This is a genomic window from Algibacillus agarilyticus (genome assembly GCF_003286125.1).
Lineage (GTDB): Bacteria > Pseudomonadota > Gammaproteobacteria > Enterobacterales > Alteromonadaceae > Algibacillus > Algibacillus agarilyticus.
On the sequence record NZ_QMED01000008.1, the window covers coordinates 14,997 to 35,766 of the forward strand.

General features: G+C 38.2%; 16 protein-coding genes and 1 tRNA gene. 6 read left to right on the forward strand and 11 right to left on the reverse strand.

The window, feature by feature from the left end:
- Position 1 precedes the first annotated feature (1 nt).
- The 4 genes from DPX34_RS08205 to DPX34_RS08220 all read right to left on the reverse strand — a co-directional run bounded on the left by DPX34_RS08205 (position 2) and on the right by DPX34_RS08220 (position 6,921).
- Positions 2-1,372 carry a MotA/TolQ/ExbB proton channel family protein gene (locus DPX34_RS08205; RefSeq protein WP_111977931.1) on the reverse strand — a complete coding sequence of 457 codons (1,371 nt, stop codon included), beginning with the start codon at positions 1,370-1,372 and terminating at the stop codon, positions 2-4.
- A 14-nt stretch (positions 1,373-1,386) separates the two neighbouring features.
- Positions 1,387-2,151 (reverse strand): DUF3450 domain-containing protein, encoded by a 765-nt coding sequence (locus DPX34_RS08210; RefSeq protein WP_111977932.1) that lies wholly within the window; start codon positions 2,149-2,151, stop codon positions 1,387-1,389.
- Between the two features lie 396 nt (positions 2,152-2,547).
- On the reverse strand, positions 2,548-5,229 hold the full coding sequence (locus DPX34_RS08215; RefSeq protein ID WP_111977933.1) for a TonB-dependent receptor plug domain-containing protein: 2,682 nt from the start codon (positions 5,227-5,229) through the stop codon (positions 2,548-2,550).
- A gap of 66 nt (positions 5,230-5,295) precedes the next feature.
- Positions 5,296-6,921 carry a beta-helix domain-containing protein gene (locus DPX34_RS08220; protein ID WP_111977934.1) on the reverse strand — a complete coding sequence of 542 codons (1,626 nt, stop codon included), beginning with the start codon at positions 6,919-6,921 and terminating at the stop codon, positions 5,296-5,298.
- A gap of 340 nt (positions 6,922-7,261) precedes the next feature.
- Here DPX34_RS08220 and DPX34_RS08225 point away from each other — a divergent pair, with 340 nt between their 5' ends.
- The 5 genes from DPX34_RS08225 (at position 7,262) to DPX34_RS08245 (ending at position 13,648) form a co-directional block, all read left to right on the forward strand.
- Positions 7,262-8,059: a thioesterase family protein gene (locus DPX34_RS08225; RefSeq protein WP_111977935.1), complete on the forward strand. Its 798-nt coding sequence runs from the start codon at positions 7,262-7,264 to the stop codon at positions 8,057-8,059.
- A gap of 302 nt (positions 8,060-8,361) precedes the next feature.
- Positions 8,362-8,952, forward strand: coding sequence for a 5-formyltetrahydrofolate cyclo-ligase (locus DPX34_RS08230; protein WP_111977936.1), 591 nt, complete (start codon positions 8,362-8,364; stop codon positions 8,950-8,952).
- A 224-nt stretch (positions 8,953-9,176) separates the two neighbouring features.
- Entirely contained in the window at positions 9,177-9,830 is a 654-nt protein-coding gene (gene rpiA, locus DPX34_RS08235; RefSeq protein ID WP_111977937.1) for a ribose-5-phosphate isomerase RpiA, read from the forward strand.
- Positions 9,831-9,890: 60 nt separating this feature from the next.
- Positions 9,891-11,117, forward strand: a complete 1,227-nt coding sequence (serA, locus tag DPX34_RS08240) for a phosphoglycerate dehydrogenase (protein ID WP_111977938.1) — start codon at positions 9,891-9,893, stop codon at positions 11,115-11,117.
- A 131-nt stretch (positions 11,118-11,248) separates the two neighbouring features.
- A complete protein-coding gene (locus DPX34_RS08245; RefSeq protein WP_111977939.1) occupies positions 11,249-13,648 on the forward strand; it encodes a PilZ domain-containing protein in 2,400 nt (799 codons plus the stop codon).
- Positions 13,649-14,007: 359 nt separating this feature from the next.
- Here DPX34_RS08245 and DPX34_RS08250 read toward each other — a convergent pair.
- The 7 genes from DPX34_RS08250 to rlmE all read right to left on the reverse strand — a co-directional run bounded on the left by DPX34_RS08250 (position 14,008) and on the right by rlmE (position 20,254).
- A tRNA-Leu gene (locus DPX34_RS08250) sits at positions 14,008-14,093 on the reverse strand.
- 23 nt (positions 14,094-14,116) lie between these two features.
- Entirely contained in the window at positions 14,117-14,458 is a 342-nt protein-coding gene (secG, locus tag DPX34_RS08255; RefSeq protein ID WP_111977940.1) for a preprotein translocase subunit SecG, read from the reverse strand.
- Positions 14,459-14,485: 27 nt separating this feature from the next.
- Positions 14,486-15,247, reverse strand: coding sequence for a triose-phosphate isomerase (gene tpiA / locus DPX34_RS08260; RefSeq protein WP_111977941.1), 762 nt, complete (start codon positions 15,245-15,247; stop codon positions 14,486-14,488).
- A 68-nt stretch (positions 15,248-15,315) separates the two neighbouring features.
- Entirely contained in the window at positions 15,316-16,659 is a 1,344-nt protein-coding gene (glmM, locus tag DPX34_RS08265) for a phosphoglucosamine mutase (protein WP_198673656.1), read from the reverse strand.
- Positions 16,659-17,498, reverse strand: a complete 840-nt coding sequence (folP, locus tag DPX34_RS08270) for a dihydropteroate synthase (RefSeq protein ID WP_111977942.1) — start codon at positions 17,496-17,498, stop codon at positions 16,659-16,661. The genes glmM and folP overlap by 1 nt, the downstream gene beginning before the upstream one ends.
- A gap of 51 nt (positions 17,499-17,549) precedes the next feature.
- Positions 17,550-19,460: an ATP-dependent zinc metalloprotease FtsH gene (ftsH, locus tag DPX34_RS08275; protein WP_111977943.1), complete on the reverse strand. Its 1,911-nt coding sequence runs from the start codon at positions 19,458-19,460 to the stop codon at positions 17,550-17,552.
- Positions 19,461-19,624: 164 nt separating this feature from the next.
- Positions 19,625-20,254, reverse strand: coding sequence for a 23S rRNA (uridine(2552)-2'-O)-methyltransferase RlmE (rlmE, locus tag DPX34_RS08280; RefSeq protein ID WP_111977944.1), 630 nt, complete (start codon positions 20,252-20,254; stop codon positions 19,625-19,627).
- Between the two features lie 146 nt (positions 20,255-20,400).
- On the opposite strand from rlmE, the gene yhbY reads away from it, so the two are divergent.
- Positions 20,401-20,697 (forward strand): ribosome assembly RNA-binding protein YhbY, encoded by a 297-nt coding sequence (gene yhbY, locus DPX34_RS08285; protein ID WP_111977945.1) that lies wholly within the window; start codon positions 20,401-20,403, stop codon positions 20,695-20,697.
- Positions 20,698-20,770: the final 73 nt, after the last annotated feature.

The window sequence follows — 20,770 nt, forward strand, 5'->3', positions numbered from 1 at the left end:
GTTATGCTCCTTTTTCTGAACGCTCTGCAATGATGCCTGCGCTCTGCTCTTGCAAGACATAAATCAAGTTTTTGCTACGCGTATTTAACATCGTGTAAAGCAATACCGTTGGTATAGCGACAACTAAGCCAAGAACCGTTGTAACCAATGCTTGAGAAATACCACCCGCCATTAATTTAGGGTCACCGGTACCAAATAAGGTAATGGCCTGGAACGTATTGATCATACCCGTAACCGTACCGAGTAGACCTAATAGTGGTGATACAACTGAGATGATTTTGATAAACGTTAAGTTGCGCGTTAACTTAGGCACTTCACGTAAAATAGCTTCGCTTAATTTAAGCTCTAACGTTTCAGTATCTGCAGTTGGGTTTTCATCTTTAACTTTCATTACACGCCCTAACGGGTTGTCACTTGAAGCTTCTGGACGTTTTAATTGTCTTGAAACTTTGCTACCAATAAGGAACAAGCTAATGAAGCGCTCTAGTGCGATAAGTAAACCAACTAAACCAACACCTAAAATAATGTAACCAACTGTTCCACCCTGCTCTACACGCTCTTGTGTATCAGGTGCTTGAACTAACAAACCTAATATTGAGCCACCTGTTGGGTCTAAAGCAAAATCAACGAGTGAACCTTGGCCGTTTTGCATTGCCGCTGCACCTTCTAAATAACGGCTCGCAGGTTGGCGTGATAATTCAGCAATTGAACCAGTTTCAGAGATAAACTCTAAATACATGCCATCTGCAACTAAGTTGAAAGAACCTACACGAATAATTTCTTTTTCAACTTTGTTACCTGCTTGTAAAACAACAGGCGCTTTAAACGTTGTGATTTTGCCTGATTCGGTCATCTCACGTTGTAAAGCAAACCAAACTTGCTCGATCTCTTCGATTGATGCCAGTTTTGAGCTTTTACCCATTTTTTGCGCAACTTCATCCATGAATACATCACGGTTTGGATATTGAGCTGAAATAAGTGACGTGCTGAATTTATTTTTGGCATCGCCAGCAACTTGCTGTAACACACCAAAAAGCTCTTTAAGAGAGCCCATGCGTTTAGTTAACGCACCTGATAAATCCGCTAATTTGAATTCGTTTTCTTCAAATTGCGTTTCAAGCTTTTCACTTAATTTAATGCTTGCATCGCGCTCTTGGCGTGCTTCGTTTAATAAACGAACTTGTTGATCACGTTGACCTTTGAATTCAGCTTCGCGACGTTGATTTTCTTCTGATTGAAACAATTTACCTTGTTCAAGCGTTTTTAATAACTCATCAAGATTAACCGGTTCAGCCGAAGCCATTTGTGCGGTCATTAACGATGAAGCAATAACAACTGACTTAGCAATATTTTTGAATGATAAAAAATTCATGATTAAAGACTCCATTACTTCGCTGACGCAAGTGGTAAGTTAAGTAGATCAGGTGCTAACTGCTTGCGAGCAATTCGGATACCTTTAGTAATTTGAATGCGGTGTTCAGCCGGTAACGCAACAAAGGCTTGTGTGTCTTGATCCCAAGTACCACTTAATTGCCCATCACGTGTTTGATAAATAAGTGATAAACGACCAATACGTAAAAAATCAACATCACGTTCTTGACCGTCAATCGCTAACAAACCAGTGTAAGCTTCAATTGTGCGACCGTAATCCACTTCAACTTGATAAGCTTCGAGTACACGACGAAATTTTTCAGAGCTTGAAATGTCAGCAGCGACCATCATTTTTTTCAGGTCAGCGATACGCTTAGCACGCTCTTCAGGTAAGAAAGGTAAATCTAAATCAACAAAGCTTTCTAAACCGTCAATCATGCGCATCATAAGTGGCATTACTTGACGCTCTACAACACTGACTTGATCGATAGATAAGTTGATATCGCGCATTTCAGCAAGCTGATTGTCGATTTGCTGTTGAAGCTGTGAGTTGTATACGTTTAAACCGTCAATTTCTTTATTCACGGTTTGGAATTTTTGTAAGCGACTTTGTGTGTCGTCACTGATTTTATCAATGCGCGCTTGTGATTTTTCAGCCGATTGATTAATTTCACTACCTGCTTTCATGACAGGCTCTAATACGTTTTGTGCTTGGGCGGCTGAACAAGTGTAAACAGCGGCCGCAAGTATTGAATATTTAAATGATTGTGCAAACTTCATTGCAGCTTCCTCGGTTAATGCGATAAATCAATTCGAGGCGCAGGATATTTCAATCTTGTGACGCTTTTATGACAGCGTAACAAAGCCAAAATAACTTAATAAAACAGAAACAAAACTGACTTTTAAAAGAAATAAAACTGAAACAAAAAAGTCATAAAGAGCATTTATTGAACATGGTGAGTTTACTTTACAGTCATTAGATTGAAGTTTAATGACAAGAAGATTGAAAGGTTAAATGATTGATTTAAATGAAAAAAGCTTTGAAGTTAAATTAACCTTCAAAGCTTTTTAATCGTTACAATGTTAAATAACGAGGGTTCAGTTTACTTTTATAAGTCCCACGAGAAGCCAATACTAAATTCAGTGCCTTTGGCTTCTAAAGCTAGGTAATAAAGGTTAATCGAAGTCGTAGCTATAACCTAAACTAAAACCAACCCCCACTTCTTTAGATATAACAGTGATATCCGATTGAGTTACATCTTGAGATTCATCTAATAAGTTTTTAACTTTAAACTTAATTTTTGAATTAAAGTCTGGATAATAAGTGTATACAAAGTCTAATGAATGGAAAGGTTGTTCCATCGCATCTTCTCTACTTAATACACCAGCAGCCAGAATTCGCTCACCAAAAACGTTGTAAACAATAGAGCTACTGTGTTCACCGTCAGATGAATCATAATTCAACTGCAAATTAACAACGTATTCAGAGTGACCAGTCATTCGCTTAGTAGAATTGGTTAAATTACCAGCAAATTCAGGGGCAATAGATGCTTCTGAATCAGATAGCGTTATATTACCTGAGGTGAAGAACCCATCTGAAAGGCTGGTTAAGTCATACATCCATTCAAACTCTACACCTGCAACTTCAGCTGACTCTCCATTTATAAAACTAGCTGAATATTCTTCATCGCCAATACGTAGGACGGTTTCAATAGGAGCTTGAATGTCTTTATAAAATGCAGCAACAGAGAAACTATCTCCAACATCACCATAATATTCATAACGAAGATCATAGTTTTTAATTGGACTGCTTGCTAAACCTTCACGACCAATCGTTTTGAAATCAGTTAAAGGATCAATATATTGAACAGGCACAACCTCTCTTAGATCTGGTCGAACAACGGTCTCACCATAACCTAATCGAACTTGATAATTGTCACCACCAATATAGGTAAATGAAAGTGCAGAGTATGCGTCATCATCTTCAATTGTCGATTTTTGAATTCTTTCAGGACTATAATAAATATCAAGATCAGCTGATTCAAAAATCAAGCTAGAAGTTGGTATAGTTACCTGTTTGAAGTCTTCAAACCTAACGCCGCCACTTAAACGCCACGTACTATCAAAAATAACATCAAATGCGCCATATCCAGCTGCTATTTTTTGGCCAGCAATGTAGTCATCTGCTCTAGGTGAAGTAGGCTCATTAAACTGAACGGTGATGTTTTCGTCATTAATGAACGAATCAGACAAATATGCAGAATCATTTAGCATATCACCGTCATTCTCGATCTCAATTCCTATACCGTCAACATTAACCCCAAAACCTGAAGTATTATAAACTCTAGCTCGATCAACATAGTCATAACCCGCTTTAAATTCAATCTCTAAATCAGAAAAGTAAATAGGTAAATTCACATTTCCAGAGTAAGAATTTACATTATCTTCCATATCTGTATAACTGAAAGTAGCTCGGTTTTGATCACCTGTAATTAAGGAGCTGCTATAATTTCCGTTAACATCATATAAATCACGAAATTTAAACTCGACATCAACAGGGATCTCTGTTTCGGCTTTTGAGCGAGTATATTGCCAATCAAAACCTATTCCCCAAAAATCAACAAAAGTATGTTTACCCATTAATTGGGAAATAGATAAAGTCCGTTCTTCTGACTTAAACTCATGCGTTCTATTTGCACTATTAGTTCCAGCTATAGTGTAAACAGAACTAGCAGCAGGGGCTTGTAAAGTGGATACGTCAATTTCTTCTTCATTATCTTGTAAATAAATATTAGACCATGAAATTTGATGTCCACTTTGCTCATAACCGACATTGAAAACTGCATTCAAACGTTCATTTTCAACAGATGATTCAATATCATTCGTCACTTCAAAACAAGATTTGCTTATTTCTTCAACAGTATTTAATGTTGTAGAGCAATTTTCAGGTAAAGCAGGCTTTAAAACTGAATTTGTTTTACGACTCGCATCATTTGAATTATCATACGCAACAGATGCTAACACCCCTACGCTACCCTCTAAGACATCAAAACTATTACCTATGTGTGCTCTTAAATTATAAGCAGGGGAAAGCGATTCTTGTTTTAACCCCATGTCTCGAGGTAATGATTTAATTAACTCTTTATTAATGACGGTAGCTTGCTCTGCGGCTGTTGATCCATCATTAGATTTAAGGCCAGCTTCTGAAATGATGTTTGATAAGGCAAAATCACCACGATACTCAGCAATTGCTTGCTTCAATCTAGTGCTTAACCCTGAATCATTATTATTATAAGAAAAGCCCTTATCTGCCGATGTGTCATACGCAGCACCCAATTCGATACCAGCGGTAAATTCTGATGGCACGGTTTTAGTACGAATATCGATATTACCGCCACCAAAAGCAGCCGGCATTGACGGAGAGTATGCTTTTTGTACAGCTAGACTTTCAATAATGCTTGAAGGAAATATATCCAAAGGGATAACATTACGAGTTAAATCAGGACTTGGAATACTCGCGCCATTTAATCTAGCACTTGAATAACGCTCACCTAACCCACGTACATAAATATATTTACCATCAACTAAAGTTAGGCCAGTCACTCGGCGCAATGCTGAAGCAGCGTCACTATCACCAGTACGAGCTAATTGCTCTGCTCCTAAAATATCAGCAACAAAAGCTTGGTTCTTTCTTTCTTCAATAACCGCAGCCGCAGAGCCTTGTAAACGGCTAGCTGTTGCTACAACCTCTTCCATCAGCTCATCGTTTTCTTCAGCTGAAAAAGCACACGGCAATGAACTAACTGCACCCAATGTCACGGCACAGGCAATTTTGCTGAATCTATATTTATTTTTCATCTTGATACCTTTGCTCTAACAAAAAAATAGGCGCACAAGCGCCTATTCATATAAAATACAATTGAATTAGTCAGCTTTTGCAGCAGTTACTGCAGCTTCAACCCATTTGTACCAGTTAGAATTGGTGTCAGTATCAGAAACCGCCCCTACATAATTACTAGTTGCATCAGTAGATGCTGCAGCTAAATTTGTAGATGAAGTATTAGTAGCAAAACCATTTGCAGCTAACACATCTGAAGCACTACCTAAACGAACATTACCACCTGCATCAAACCAAGCTGTTTTAGCTGTAGCTTGCAATGCAGTAGGGGCGTCTGCAGAAAAGTCAGCGTCACCATTAAAATCAGCGGCACAAGCCATAGTTGAACCTACAAACTTAATTTTATCAGCTTGTTTTTCACCATCAGACGAGAAAGAGATACACTGAGTAGCGGTAGCATTAGCTTTAACTAGTAATACATTCTGGAAATTTGCATTAAAATAATCATCAAATTTCATTGCACGAGAATCATCGCCATCACGAACAGATTTTTCATCAGTTGTAATTACAGTTACATTACTAATAGTTGGAACATGACCACCACGAGTATCAACTTCAGGAGTTGAAGCATCTGAATCATGATCGACAGGCTTAGCTTTCAGACCATCAGCTTCAAATCCACCATTACCCATGTGAGCAGTTGTTCCATCAGATAAAGTTACAGAACCATGCATTACAAACAAGTGATGAGCGTTACCTTGCCATGCAGCATCTAAATCAAATGAGTCATCTTGAGTATCTGTTACAGCAACATAAGCTAAATCAGCAGCACCACCGAAGATTTCAACACCATCATCAAAGCCTTGATGAATATGGATGTATTCAAATGTTGAACCAGAACCCACTGCATTAAGCGTTAAAGAGTTTAAGTCGTCACCACCACCATTTGCACGAGGGCCAGAACCTGCGTACCAAATTTTTGCGTATTTAATTGAGCCGCTTGAATCAGCGTTGTTATTACCACCATAGTATGAAGCAATCCCTTCAGACTCACGGTTACAAGTTCCACCTGTACGTTCAGCATCTGTACATTGGTCAGTAATACCATTACCATTGATGATGATTCCACCCCAATCAGCGTAGCGAGCACCGTTACCTAAATCATCAAAACGATCGTATGCATAAGCAGATGTGAAAGTAATTGGCTTATCTAATGTACCAACAGCTTGAATTTTCGCACCACGTGCAATTCGGATAATTGCTTCACCCGATTTAAACGCTAAATTAGCACCTGGTTTAACCGTCATTGTTGGTCCATTGGCTGGAACAACAAAACCAGCACTAGTATCACCATCAGTACCGATTTGTAATGCTTCTTCAAATACGTGAACACCACCACTTGGTAACTCTTCGAACGTGATATTCGAAGTTATAGAAATGTTCGCACTTGCAAATGAATCATTATATAAACAGTCGTTACCAGCAACTATACCTTCAACCGTTCCAGCATTCGAAGTGTAGCTTGCACAAACAACTTGAGCTTCTTCATTTGAACCATTGTTGTTTGTAACATTGTTAGAGTTATCACCAACACTGTTATCAGTTGTGCTAGTGTCATTAACCGTTGGAGTTATATTAATATCGCCACCACAACCTGCTAATGCTAAAGAAGCGGCTAATGCTGAAATTTTAAAAATGTGATTAAGTTTCATTTTTTATCTCCGACTAAATAGTCTGTCTTGAGTTTTAATGTGTACGAATAAGTTGCGCAGAAAACTACAGGAGAAAAATGACAAAAAGGTTACAGTTTGTGGTCACAAAAATGACAATTTATGTCATAAAACTGCAATAAAGTTAATAACTTAACAACAGTCACTTACTTAAAATAGGCTTGAAGCCTACATACTTAAAGGCAAAATAATGTGGTGGCATGTCTATTTTTAACCAAGCAGATAAAGTGAACAGCGTTTGTTTATTACAACTCGTTTACAATTAATATAGACTCAAGTAACATTCAACAAGGTAACACATCGTACCAGTTTGGAGTTTGTTATGCATATAGATGAAATATTACGATTGAATCAAAATAAGGATGAACTGGTTTTACCCAATGATTGGTGTCAAGGTCGAACGATATTTGGTGGGTTATCAGCTGCATTGATGTATCAAAAGATGCAACAACTCACGAATAACACGCATACGATTAAAAGCTTAAACATTAATTTTATTGGTCCTTTACTGGCTAAAACCCCCTTTAAGATTATAGCGACACGCCTGCGTAGTGGTAAAAGCACAACGATGCTCGAAGCAAAGATAATTCAAGATGAAAAGATATGTGTGACCGCACAAGCCAGTTTTGGCTCTAAACGTGAATCAAAAATAAATATACAACCGACAAATTCACATCAAATGACTCTTGCTAAAAAAGGTGATTTTTTACCACAAATCCCAGGGGTTACACCAAAATATTTTAAACATATTGATATGGCGATCCAAGAAGGCCGAGTCCCTTTTTTAAAAGCTAAAACATCTCATTATCACGGTTGGATGCGTTTAAAAAAGCAACCTGAAAAATTGACCTTAGCACATGTGATCACGCTAATTGATAGCTGGCCACCGGCTGTGTTGCAATTATTAACCGGACCGGCTCCTGCCAGTACCATGAATTGGAATTTGTCTTTTGCACATAACGAAGCACAATTAAACCAACTGCAACCGCAAGATTGGCTTGCCTACCAAGTAGAGACCGATCATGCCGAAGATGGCTATGCCTACACCAGTGCACACATTTGGGATCAACAGGGGCTACTTATTGCAACATCAAAGCAGTGTGTCACAGTTTTTGGTTGATATTATTTGTTTATATCCAAGTCACTTCAATGGCGTTTGCTCTCTTATTAAGTAACCAGTACGCGTTATAGTTAATTACATTTTTCTGAGGCATATAGTCTTCTCGCTCAGGTTTTATGGTTCATTGTCAGCGCTTACTCGCCCCAATCACATAGTAGAGCATATGCTCATGGCGTCTCGAAGCTTGACGGCTTCCCCTAAAACCCGATCGCTTTGACTATACATTAATGAATTCAAGCTGTGTTACAATTTTTAAAACAAAAAACATAACCATGCTAAATATTACTAAATGAGAGGGTTAATTGAACGTACGTCAACAAATCAGAAGCCAGATTAGGCACGCGAGACAGCAATTAACCCTGGCTGAACAAAATGAAGCTCAAGTACAAGTGCTAATTCAATTTAAAAAATTTATTCAGCAATATCCAACAATCAAAAAAATCGGGTTATATTTGGCCAATGATGGTGAATTAAGCACGCAAACTATTATTGATTATTGTCATCAAACTAATATTGAAATTTACTTACCGGTGATCCACCCTTTTTGCTCAGGTCATTTGCTCTTTTTACATTATGATAAGTCAACGCTATTAATTAAAAATAAATATGGGATCGCAGAGCCGAAGCTCACGGCAACCGCTATTTGCCCAACGACTGAATTAGATTGTGTATTTACGCCTTTAGTGGCATTTGATACGGCAGGACAACGTTTGGGTATGGGCGGCGGATATTACGATAGAACATTTGCTTTTACTCAACAAGCAAATAGCTTAAAACCCATATTAGTTGGCTTAGCTCATCAATGTCAGCAAGTTGACCATTTACCAACAGAAGCATGGGATGTGCCTTTGCCTGCTATAATCACACCAGAATACATTTTCTGTTTTCAGTAAAATAACTAAGCATAAACTAGATTTCAACTAGATATTTAAACCACTCAGGTTATCATATGACTAAACATCGCTTTTGGTCATGCTTTACGGCCAGATCACAATATTTATAAGTGATATAGTCTTCTCGATCCGGGTTAATGAACCATAAAACCGGATCGAGAAGACTATAAACAAACCGTTAAATCATAACCTATATTAAAACACACACTCGATTTGGAATAAAAATGGACCAAAACGCAAAAAAGAAACTAGCCGCAGAAGCCGCCATAAAATATGTAAAAGCAGGTGACATTATTGGTGTGGGTACCGGTTCTACTGTTAACCATTTTATCAACGCACTCGCTCCTATTGCCGCTGATTTACAAGGCGCAGTATCTAGCTCTGATGCTTCAACCAAATTACTTGAAGATTTAGGCATTGAAGTTTTTGATTTAAATAGTGTTGATGCCTTGGATATTTATGTTGATGGGGCTGATGAAATTGATGAAGACAAAGCCATGATAAAAGGCGGCGGTGCAGCTCTCACCCGCGAAAAAATAGTATCAGCTGTCGCTAAAAAATTTATATGCATCATCGACGATAGTAAAATGGTTAAAACCTTAGGTGAGTTTCCTTTACCGGTGGAAGTGATCCCAATGGCACGTAGCTACGTGGCCCGAGAAATCGTTAAACTCGGTGGTGACCCTGTATATCGTCAAGGTGTGATCACCGATAATGGTAATATCATTTTAGACGTTTATAACATGAAAATTGATGCCCCAATGCACCTTGAAAAACAATTAAATCAAATTGTTGGCGTAGTCACGAACGGACTATTTGCCCATCGGGGTGCCGATATTATTTTGGTTGCCGATAATAATGGTGTAAAAACGCTATAAAACAGGCATAAAAAACATTACAATTATGCCAATTCGTTGTATACCTAACTGGTCAGAGACATGAGCATTTATTCATTAGCTAAAGACAAAATTAAAATCCTTCTATTAGAAGGCGTTCATCAAACCGCAGTCGATACTTTAACTAACAATGGTTACACCAACATTGAATACGTTAAAACGTCGCTACCTGAAGATGAATTGATCGAAAAAATCAAAGATGTGCATTTTGTTGGTTTGCGTTCACGCACTAACTTAAATGCAAAAGTATTAAATGCAGCTGAAAAATTAGTTGGTATTGGGTGTTTTTGTATCGGTACTAACCAAGTTGATTTAGCCGCTGCTGGCGCAATGGGGATTCCGGTATTTAATGCCCCTTTCTCAAACACACGTAGTGTTGCTGAATTAGTATTAGGCCAAAGCTTATTATTACTTCGTCAAATTCCGGCCAAAAATGCAAAGGCGCATCGAGGTGGATGGGACAAGTCAGCTAACGGTTCATATGAAGCACGTGGCAAAACACTCGGTATTATTGGCTATGGCCACATCGGTACTCAGCTTGGTATTTTAGCTGAAACGATCGGCATGCAAGTTATCTTTTATGATCTAGAAGATAAATTACCACTCGGTAATGCTAAACAAGTTTCTGAAGCTGAATTATTAGCGAATGCAGACGTTGTTTCGCTTCATGTACCTGAAACCCCACAAACTAAAAATATGTTTGGTTTAACACAAATTTCAGCCATGAAACCGGGCAGCATTTTAATCAATGCTTCACGTGGCACGGTTGTTGATATTGATGCGTTAGCGGATGCAATAAAAGCGGGGGCGTTATCAGGCGCTGCCATTGATGTATTCCCTGTTGAGCCAAAAGGTAATGATGAAGAATTTCAATCACCTTTACGTGGTTTAGATAATGTCATTTTAACACCGCATATTGGTGGCAGTACTCAAGAAGCACAAGAAAATATCGGTATTGAAGTCGCGGGTAAAATAGCTAAATATAGTGATAATGGCTCTACTTTATCTGCGGTTAACTTCCCTGAAGTTTCGTTACCACAGCATGAAGGCCGTAGCCGTTTACTACACGTGCATAAAAACCAGCCCGGTGTTTTAACAAAAATCAACTTAGCGTTCGCTGAGCAAAACATTAATATTTCAGCTCAATACTTACAAACCAACTCAGAAATTGGTTATGTGGTTATTGAAGTTGATTCAGACGATGCTGAAGCGGCTTTAGAAGAGTTAAAAGCGATTACAGGCACAATTAGAGCGCGTGTTCTTCACTAAGCTTTAAGCTTTTTCTGAACTACTTCTGTACTAATGAAAGGCGTTGAATCAACGCCTTTTTTGTAGCTAATTTTCAATACTTAATATCTTGCCCTATACTTTGTACATTCCTTTCACGTTTATGATCAGGCATGCAAAGTCAATCCGTAAATCTCGATCCCAAATACCGAAAATATGTCGATTTATTGATCCCTTATTATAATAGGGAGTCATTTACACAAGCTTTCATTAAGACTTGCGGTCATTTAAATAAACCTACACAATTTAATATCAAAGGTGAACTCGCTCGCTTGTTTAAACCTTATGAACGCACCATTGATATGAGTAATACAAGTGATTACGACGTAGAAGAGTTTTCTTGGCAAGGAAAACGCTTTTACTTAGATCAAGTGGCAAGGCGTATTTTTTTACTCGAAGTCGATCGATTTGGTCAGCAATATACACAAGGTGTATATGAATCAATTAACTCAAGTGAATGTTACAAACAATTTGAAAAACAGTATAAATATGAGCAGGCTATAAAAGCGTTTGAAGTACCAATAACCCCTTTAGGGTTAACGTCAAGGCGCTTAGAAGAGCGTATTTATTTAGCTAAACCGATTTTTATCAAACCAGATGAAGGTGAAGAAATTGAAGTATTTACTTCTAATATTTCACGCAGTGGCTGCTTGCTCAAAGTCGAACCTTTTGGTTTAGTCAAAAAAGGCGACATACTCAATTTAGATTTTAGAGCGATGACACGTGAATTTACTTTTGACCAATCACCGATTTATAAATACCAAGTCGTCTATTGCGGCCATAAACCAGAAAGCGATGGTACACAAAAAGTAGGTGTTGCACTTTGCAGTGAATCTTTCGAATGGAGCCTATTTTTAGACCGATATATCACTGAACATCGAACTCGCTTTAAAGTTGATATAACTAATGCAATTGATTTAGCCGAATCAAGGTTAGTTGAAGATCACTTACTTAAGCAAACGAAATGGTTTCCGGTGTTTATCGCCGTTAATGGTGGTCAAATCGGCAATGTAAGGCATTGTTTAGTTAATCAGCATACAAACACGCAATTAAATTTTTTTCACGATGAAAGTGAAGCTCAACGCTTACATTCTGTTTTATATACCGTTTGGCCGAAGATCAAACTTAAGAAAAATGAGCACCTGCTCGTTATTCGGTTTAAAAAACAAGATAAAATTTTATTTATCGCATCAACATTAACTGAATTAAGTTTAAATAATCAAATTGTCAATTTTTTAACCTTCGCCAAGTTATACGGCGAGCTCGCTATTTTTGAACTTAAAGCATTTGCCTTAACGCAAAGTATTTTTTCAAATTTAAAGCATAATTGGTTTACCTCCGAAAAAGAAGCAAACAATGCATTAGCTCCGATTAAAAATTTGAACCACTGCATTATGCTTCATCGCTTAACAGAACATGAAAAACTGGTTATCCCGCCAACCCAATCTAAACTTTCGGCTCAGGCTAACCAACAACTCAGCAATTTTATTTGCCCTAGGCTAAAAGCAACCAATTTATCGTTAATCAATGTTGAGCCTGATTGCGCCCGCAAAGAATTACGTTATTTCTATAAAACGCCGGTTATTGTTGAAAAGAAAGGGCATATAGCACCCGTCGAAGCCAATATTGTCGATATGTCGGCTCATGGTTTGAAGTTACATTTAACCAAGATGGAGCATAAACTTGAGCAAGGTGATTTAATCCAAATAACAGCGACTTTGTTTGAAAAATTTGGAGAATTGAATGCACTAAATCAAGCAACTTATCAAATAGTGGGTATAAACCCAGTAAGCCATGATTTACATTTAAGCTTATTTGAACACAAAAATAGTGAATTAGTCGTTAAGTTTATGCGTAGCTTGATTAAATCAAATATGACTAAACTAAAAAAGAATGACCATTATGATCAATTTATTTTATTACAAACGGCATTGCGCACATTGTTTATTACTTTTTATCCCGCAATCGCATTTGGCGTGTTACGTGATCAAAAGAAAACCCTCACATTTAATCGCTTATTAGTAGCTGACTTTACAACACAAGAGCTCACAACGTTATCGCGTTTACAATCCCCCATTACCGAAAACAGAATATCTGTTTATCAATTAATTAACGAAGATAAACGCGTTCCGCCTTTAATTAGATCGATTGATATTTTTAGTAAAAATGCAGAAATGATAAATGATGAGCTCATTTTTAGTTTGCAACCAAATCAAGTCGACATACCTAAGCAATCAAGAACAGGCGCTAACGTTAGAAATGTACAGCAGTTTGTCAGAAAAACTTTATCGCAAGCTGAACTCCACTCTCTCTATTTATGTATTTCCCCTATTAAGGAAGACAATATTGAGCACATTGCCGAGCAATTAAATTATATAAATAGATTTACGCCACATAAGGCCGAAGAGATCCAACTATTTTCTAAAAAATTGGCGGGGATTATTGAAGTTATCGATACAAGTGATTTTTGGCTACAATTAGGCGAAATGGAGTTTGAATATAAAAATAAGTAATATCAATTCATATAAATAAGTGATCTCTCAGAATGCATCCAGCGTTTTTTGAACAAGGCGTCGGTGTGTAGGAATGGTTGTTCCCTTTCAAATACCGATAACGCAGGTCAAAAGCCTCTGGGGCATTCCTTTTAGGCGAGTTTTAAATGCGCTTACTCTATGTTGTTCGAACTCAAAGAGCACCATTATTCTTTCATTCAAGCGCATTTAAACGCTCGCTGAGTGGGCTCTTATTATTTCGGATTGGTATAAGTATGCTTAGCTGGTTCATTTCGTCTATCTATGCTTGCTGAAATAAACAAAAAATAAAGGAGTAAATACAAAAAAACCAATCAAAAAGATTGGTTAATTTAAAAAGTTGGTGCGGATGGCGGGACTTGAACCCGCACGAGCTATGCTCACCACCCCCTCAAGATGGCGTGTCTACCAATTCCACCACATCCGCATGTATCTTACAGTTACACTATATTACTGGGGTACGTCTGAATTTTTATTTTCTATTGCGGGTACATCATCCACAATAACTTCTTCAGCGACAACATCAGATGATAAGTCTTGCCACTCATCTGTTTGCTTAATTTGCTTGCTTGATAAGTTGCCTAAAATAACACTTAGTACAAAAAACAAAGTGGCTAAAATTGCAGTTGAACGCGTTAAAAAGTTGCCTGAACCCGATGAACCAAACATCGTCTGTGATGAACCGGCTCCAAATGATGACCCCATATCGGCACCTTTACCGTGCTGAATTAAGATCAGGCCAACAAGTGCAATCGCGACAATTAAAAAACTTACTAATAAAATCTCGTACATTTAATTTGTTTCCAGTTTTGCGCAACCTTAAGTGGCCGCTTGGCAAATTTTAACAAAATCTAATGGTCGTAATGCAGCACCACCAATTAAACCACCATCAATATCAGGTTGGCTAAATAACTCAACTGCATTATCTGGGGTTACACTACCACCATATAATATTCTTATGCTTTCTGCGCTTTCTTGACGCATCGCGGCAATCATACCACGAATAAACTTATGTGCTTCTTGCGCTATTTCAGGTGTTGCTGCTTTACCTGTACCAATAGCCCATACAGGCTCATAAGCAAAAATTGCATTTTGGAAGCAATCTTTACCCGCTAAATTTATAACCGCTTCAATCTGCGACGTTAAACGAGAAAAGGCTTTACCTTTTTTACGTTCTTCTTCCGTTTCACCGACACACAAAACAGGTGTTAACCCATTTTTTTGTGCTTGTATAAATTTTTTAGCGACAACTTCTGAACTTTCGCCAAATATATGTCGGCGTTCAGAATGACCACAATAAACCCAAGTGCAACCAACATCTTTAAACATATTAGCGGATAATTCGCCGGTATATGCCCCTGATGACAACTCACTTATACTTTGAGCAGATAGAATGATATCAGCTTTCTGCCCAAGTCTGGTTGTATTGGCATAATCTAATAATGTAGCTGGTGGACTAAGCACCACATCAACATTATTTGTCACTTCAGCTGCATGAACAATTTCGATAAATTGTTTTACAAGCTGTCTATCACCGTTCATTTTCCAATTTGCAGCGACGACAGGCTTTCTATTAGCCATATTTGTTAGCTCCTAAAGCTGAGCGGGCGTGATTTTAACTAGCATTGGCAATAGTTACAAGTATTAGCTTATTTATTTATGCATTCTTTTACAACTTCGGCTATTTTTTCAGCACTTTGTTGTACTAAGTCTTGATCTTTACCTTCAACCATCACTCGAACCAAAGGTTCTGTACCTGATTTACGTAATAGCACCCGACCTGTTTCTCCTAATTCAACTTCCACTTCTTGCGTGATTTTTAATACTTCAGCAGCTTCTAAAGGGGAGTCTTGACCTTCTTTATAGCGTAAGTTAATTAACACTTGTGGGTATAACGTCATTCCACCACACAATTCACGCAAAGAAAGGCCTGTATTTATAATCGCTTTTAGCACCTGTAAACCGGCTACAATACCGTCACCGGTAGTTGATTGTTTTAAATCTAACACATGCCCTGAATTTTCAGCCCCAATTGACCAGCCTTTCTCTTGTAACATCGCTAAGACATATCGATCTCCCACTTTACTGCGAGAAAATGGAATGCCTAAATTTTTTAAAGCAACTTCAAGTCCAAGGTTACTCATCAATGTGCCAACCGCACCGCCATCAAGCGTGCCTGACTTTAATGCATCACGCGCCATGACAAACATAATTTGATCACCATCAACAACCTGACCACGATCATCAACCATCATAATGCGATCACCATCACCATCTAATGCAAACCCTAAATCAGCACTTTCACTAATAACCTTAGCTTGTAAAGCTTTTAGTGAGGTAGCACCGCAGTCTTCGTTTATATTTAAACCATTTGGCGAAACACCAATGGTAATAATGTCAGCGCCCAGTTCTTCTAATACTTTAGGTGCAATGTGATAGGTAGCGCCATGTGCGCAATCAACAACAATTTTTAAGCCCTTAAGTGACATGTCACTCGGAAAACGGCTCTTACAAAACTCGATATAACGCCCGGCTGCATCATCAATTCGTAAAGCTCGGCCCAACTTATTTGATTCTTCAACCGTCATTTCAAGGTCAAGTTCAGCTTCAATGGCTAATTCAATGTCATCATCTAATTTCATTCCCTGAGCGGAAAAAAACTTTATCCCATTATCGTAATATGGGTTGTGAGAGGCGCTAATCACTATGCCAGCATCAGCTCTAAAAGCTCGAGTTAAATAAGCAATAGCAGGTGTTGGCATTGGACCAAGAAGACGCACATCGACTCCTGCAGCCGATAAACCGGCTTCAAGTGCGGATTCAAACATATAGCCTGAGATGCGTGTATCTTTGCCAATTAAAACGTTTTTGTTTCCTTGCCGAGTTAACACTCGCCCTACAGCCCAGCCTAGCTTCATCACAAAAGCAGGTGTAATTTTTCCTTTTCCAACGGTACCTCGAATACCATCTGTACCAAAATAACGTTTTTCCATCAGTATTCTCTTATAAATTTGTGTGTGTACTGCCAAACAGCTAAAGCGTCTTTAGTCGCTTGTACATCATGAACTCTAAGTATATTTGCACCATGCTGGGCACATATCAGTGCTCCAGCAATACTACCGTAAACCCGATGATTAACATCTTGTCCGGTTGCGGTCGCAATCATGCTTTTACGTGACAAACCGGCTAAAATCGGTAACTGTAATTTTTTCAAATCTGCAAATTCAGCTAAAAGCTGAAAGTTATGCTCAAAGGATTTACCAAAGCCAAAACCAGGATCGACGATAATATGATTTCGTTGGATCCCAGCATCAACACATGCATCAATTCGATTGCTTAAAAATTCAATAACCGAATGACTAACGTTGGTATAATGAGGCTGAGCTTGCATTGTTTTTGGTTGGCCTTGCATATGCATTATGCAAACCGGTAATTTTAATTGGGCGACGGTTTCCAACGCATTAGGTTCAGTTAATGCCCGTACATCATTAACCAGGTCTGCACCTGCATTGGCAGCCGCTAACATGACATCTGGCTTAGATGTATCAACTGAAATATAAACGTCTGTTTCAGCTTTTACCGCTTTAATTACCGGTATAACACGCGCTAATTCTTCTTGTAAGCTTACCGGGGAAGCACCAGGGCGAGTAGACTCACCACCAATATCAATAACATCAGCACCATCTGCTTGCATTTTTAATGCATGCTGTAGGGATTTTTCAATGGATGTAAAACGTCCACCGTCACTGAAAGAATCAGGTGTCGTGTTTAAAATTCCCATAATGAGCGGGAAAGGCGTGGATTCAAGAAAAGTTAAAAAAGGTGTCGGCATAAGAAAAATGCCTCATTACGAGGCATTTATATAAGTTATTGAATAAAATGATTAAGCTTCGTCGGTTGTTTCAGGCTTATCAGTCGGCTCTGACTTTTCTTGAGCTTTATTTTGACCGGCATTATTTTGATTAGCCCAATCTTGTGGCTCACCAACTTCTCTACGTGCCATTAAATCGTCGATTTGTTTGGCGTCAATCGTTTCATATTTCATTAACGCGTCTTTCATTGCGTGTAAAATATCCATATTTTCACGTAGCAAGCTTTCAGCGCGATTGTAATTATCATCTACGACCCGACGAACCTCTTCATCAATGACTTTAGCAGTATCATCTGACATGCTTTTTGCTTGAGCAGAAGATCGACCAAGGAAAACTTCGCCTTCTTCATCAGCATACAATAAAGGCCCCAATTTCTCAGACAAGCCCCATTGCGTTACCATTTTACGAGCGATAGCCGTCGCTCTTTCGATATCATTTGAAGCACCCGTTGTCACTTTATCTTTACCGTAGATCACTTCTTCAGCAATACGGCCGCCAAATAAGCTAGAAAGCATACATTCTAAATGCTCTTTGCTATGGCTAACTCTATCTTGCTCAGGTAAATACATTGTTACACCTAATGCTCTACCACGCGGTATAATAGACACTTTGTATACTGGATCATGATCCGGAACTAAACGCCCAACAATAGCATGCCCAGCTTCATGGTAAGCCGTCATCTCACGCTCACTTTCGCTCATCACCATAGATTTACGTTCGGTACCCATTAGAATTTTATCTTTCGCTTTTTCAAATTCTTCCATGCAAACATGGCGTTTGCTATGGCGAGCAGCAAATAATGCAGCCTCGTTAACTAAGTTAGCTAAGTCAGCACCAGAAAACCCAGGGGTGCCACGAGCAATAACAGAGGCTTCTACATCATCACCTAAAGGTACTTTGCGCATATGTACTTTAAGTATTTGTTCACGACCACGAATGTCTGGTAAGCCAACAGTAACTTGTCTATCAAAACGTCCAGGTCTTAATAAAGCAGGGTCTAATACATCTGGGCGGTTAGTTGCCGCAATAACAATGATACCTTCATTACCTTCAAAACCATCCATTTCGACTAACATTTGATTTAACGTTTGCTCACGCTCATCATGTCCCCCCCCTAAACCTGCGCCTCGTTGACGGCCAACCGCATCTATTTCATCAATAAAAATAATGCAAGGCGCTGATTTTTTTGCTTGTTCAAACATATCTCTTACGCGTGATGCACCTACACCAACAAACATTTCAACAAAGTCAGAACCCGATATAGTGAAAAAAGGAACTTTAGCTTCACCCGCAATCGCTTTAGCTAATAACGTTTTACCCGTACCTGGCGGCCCAACCATTAAAATACCGGTAGGTATTTTACCACCTAACTTTTGGAATTTTGTGGGATCGCGTAAATAATCAACCAGCTCGGAAACCTCTTCTTTTGCTTCATCACAGCCTGCAACATCAGTAAAAGTCGTTTTAATTTGATCTTCACTCATCAAGCGAGCTTTACTTTTACCAAATGACATCGCGCCTTTACCGCCGCCACCTTGCATTTGGCGCATAAAGAATATCCATACGCCAATCAGTAACAACATAGGGAACCAAGAAATAAAAATAGACGTAAAAATGCTTGGTTCTTCTGGGCGTACCCCTTCAACCTTGACATTTTTTTCTATCATCTCATCTAATATTTTTTCATCACGTAAAGGCATAACCGTCTCAAACGACTCACCATTACGTTGCGTGCCCTTAATTAAACCATTATGAGGGTTTATTTGTGCATCACGAATCGTGCCTTGATTTACTGCTTTTACAAAAGTGGTGTAATCTAATAAGCGAGCATTGCCAGCACCCGGAGAGAAACTTTTAAACACAGTCATTAATATAACTGCGATCACAACCCACAAAATCAAATTTTTCGTCATATCATTCAAGATAATAACCTCATATGTTAATTCAATACGCTAATCCAGTTAGCGCACGCTAAATTATTATTTATACTTGTAAATAAATCAGGCTTATTACAATAAATACTTTTTATTAAACAGACTAAAAGTATTTAGTCGTAAGAGTTGGTCAAGTATAACCTTTATTTTTATTAATGTTTATAACCAGTTGCGACTAAATATACTTCTCTTGAACGAGCTCGAGATGAATCGGGTTTACGCGTTCTAACCACATTGAAAGATGCTCTGACATCTTTAACGAATTGTTCATACCCTTCGCCCTGAAAAACTTTCACAGCAAAGCTACCGTTTTTCTTTAACACTTGGTGACACATATCAAGAGCCAATTCGACTAAATACATTGACCGAGGTTGATCAGCCCCAGCATTACCGCTCATATTGGGTGCCATGTCAGATAAAACAACATCTACATTTCGACCATTTATACGTTGCAATAAAGTATTTAGCACACTTTCATCACGAAAATCACCTTGTAATATATCAACGCCAGCAATCGGATCCATCTCTAATATATCACATGCAATAACATTACCTTCATCACCAACAACATCAACAGCATATTGCGACCAACCACCAGGAGCAGCGCCTAAATCAACAACAGTCATGCCTGATTTAAGGAGTTTATCTTTATTTTGGATCTCTTCAATTTTAAAAACCGCGCGCGAACGTAAACCTTGTTTCTGCGCTTTTTGTACATAATGATCTTCAAAATGTTCTTGTAACCAGCGCTTGCTGCTACCTGAATGTTTTTTCTGTGTCATGAGCTCTTCAAATCAGCTAACTTATCATTTAATTAACGTTATTTTACTCATTGTAAAATTAATAAATGAAATTGGCATTAGTAATAGACCTTAGATAGCGTTAAAATATCATAATTCAACCTTTCATTCTCAAAATAGTGTAATTAATGAAGTTAACTAATAAACAAACTCAATTTTTAAAAGCGCAAGCACATAACCTTAAGCCATTAGTGCAACTAGGTAATAATGGTTTAACCGAAGGGGTTGTAGCAGAAATAGAATTTGCATTAGGCCATCACGAACTTATAAAAGTGAAGGTACCTACAGATAACCGTGATGAAAAACAACTTATTATGGATGCAATAATCAGAGAAACTCAAGCTATTAAAGTACAAACAATCGGTCATACTTTAGTGCTTTACAAACAATCAGACGATAAAAAGATCAAACTCCCTAAAGCTTAATCCATGCTCTTTTAGCTGTCACAATAATAAAAAAGGGGAAGTGATTCCCCTTTATTGATCTTCTATTAAAATA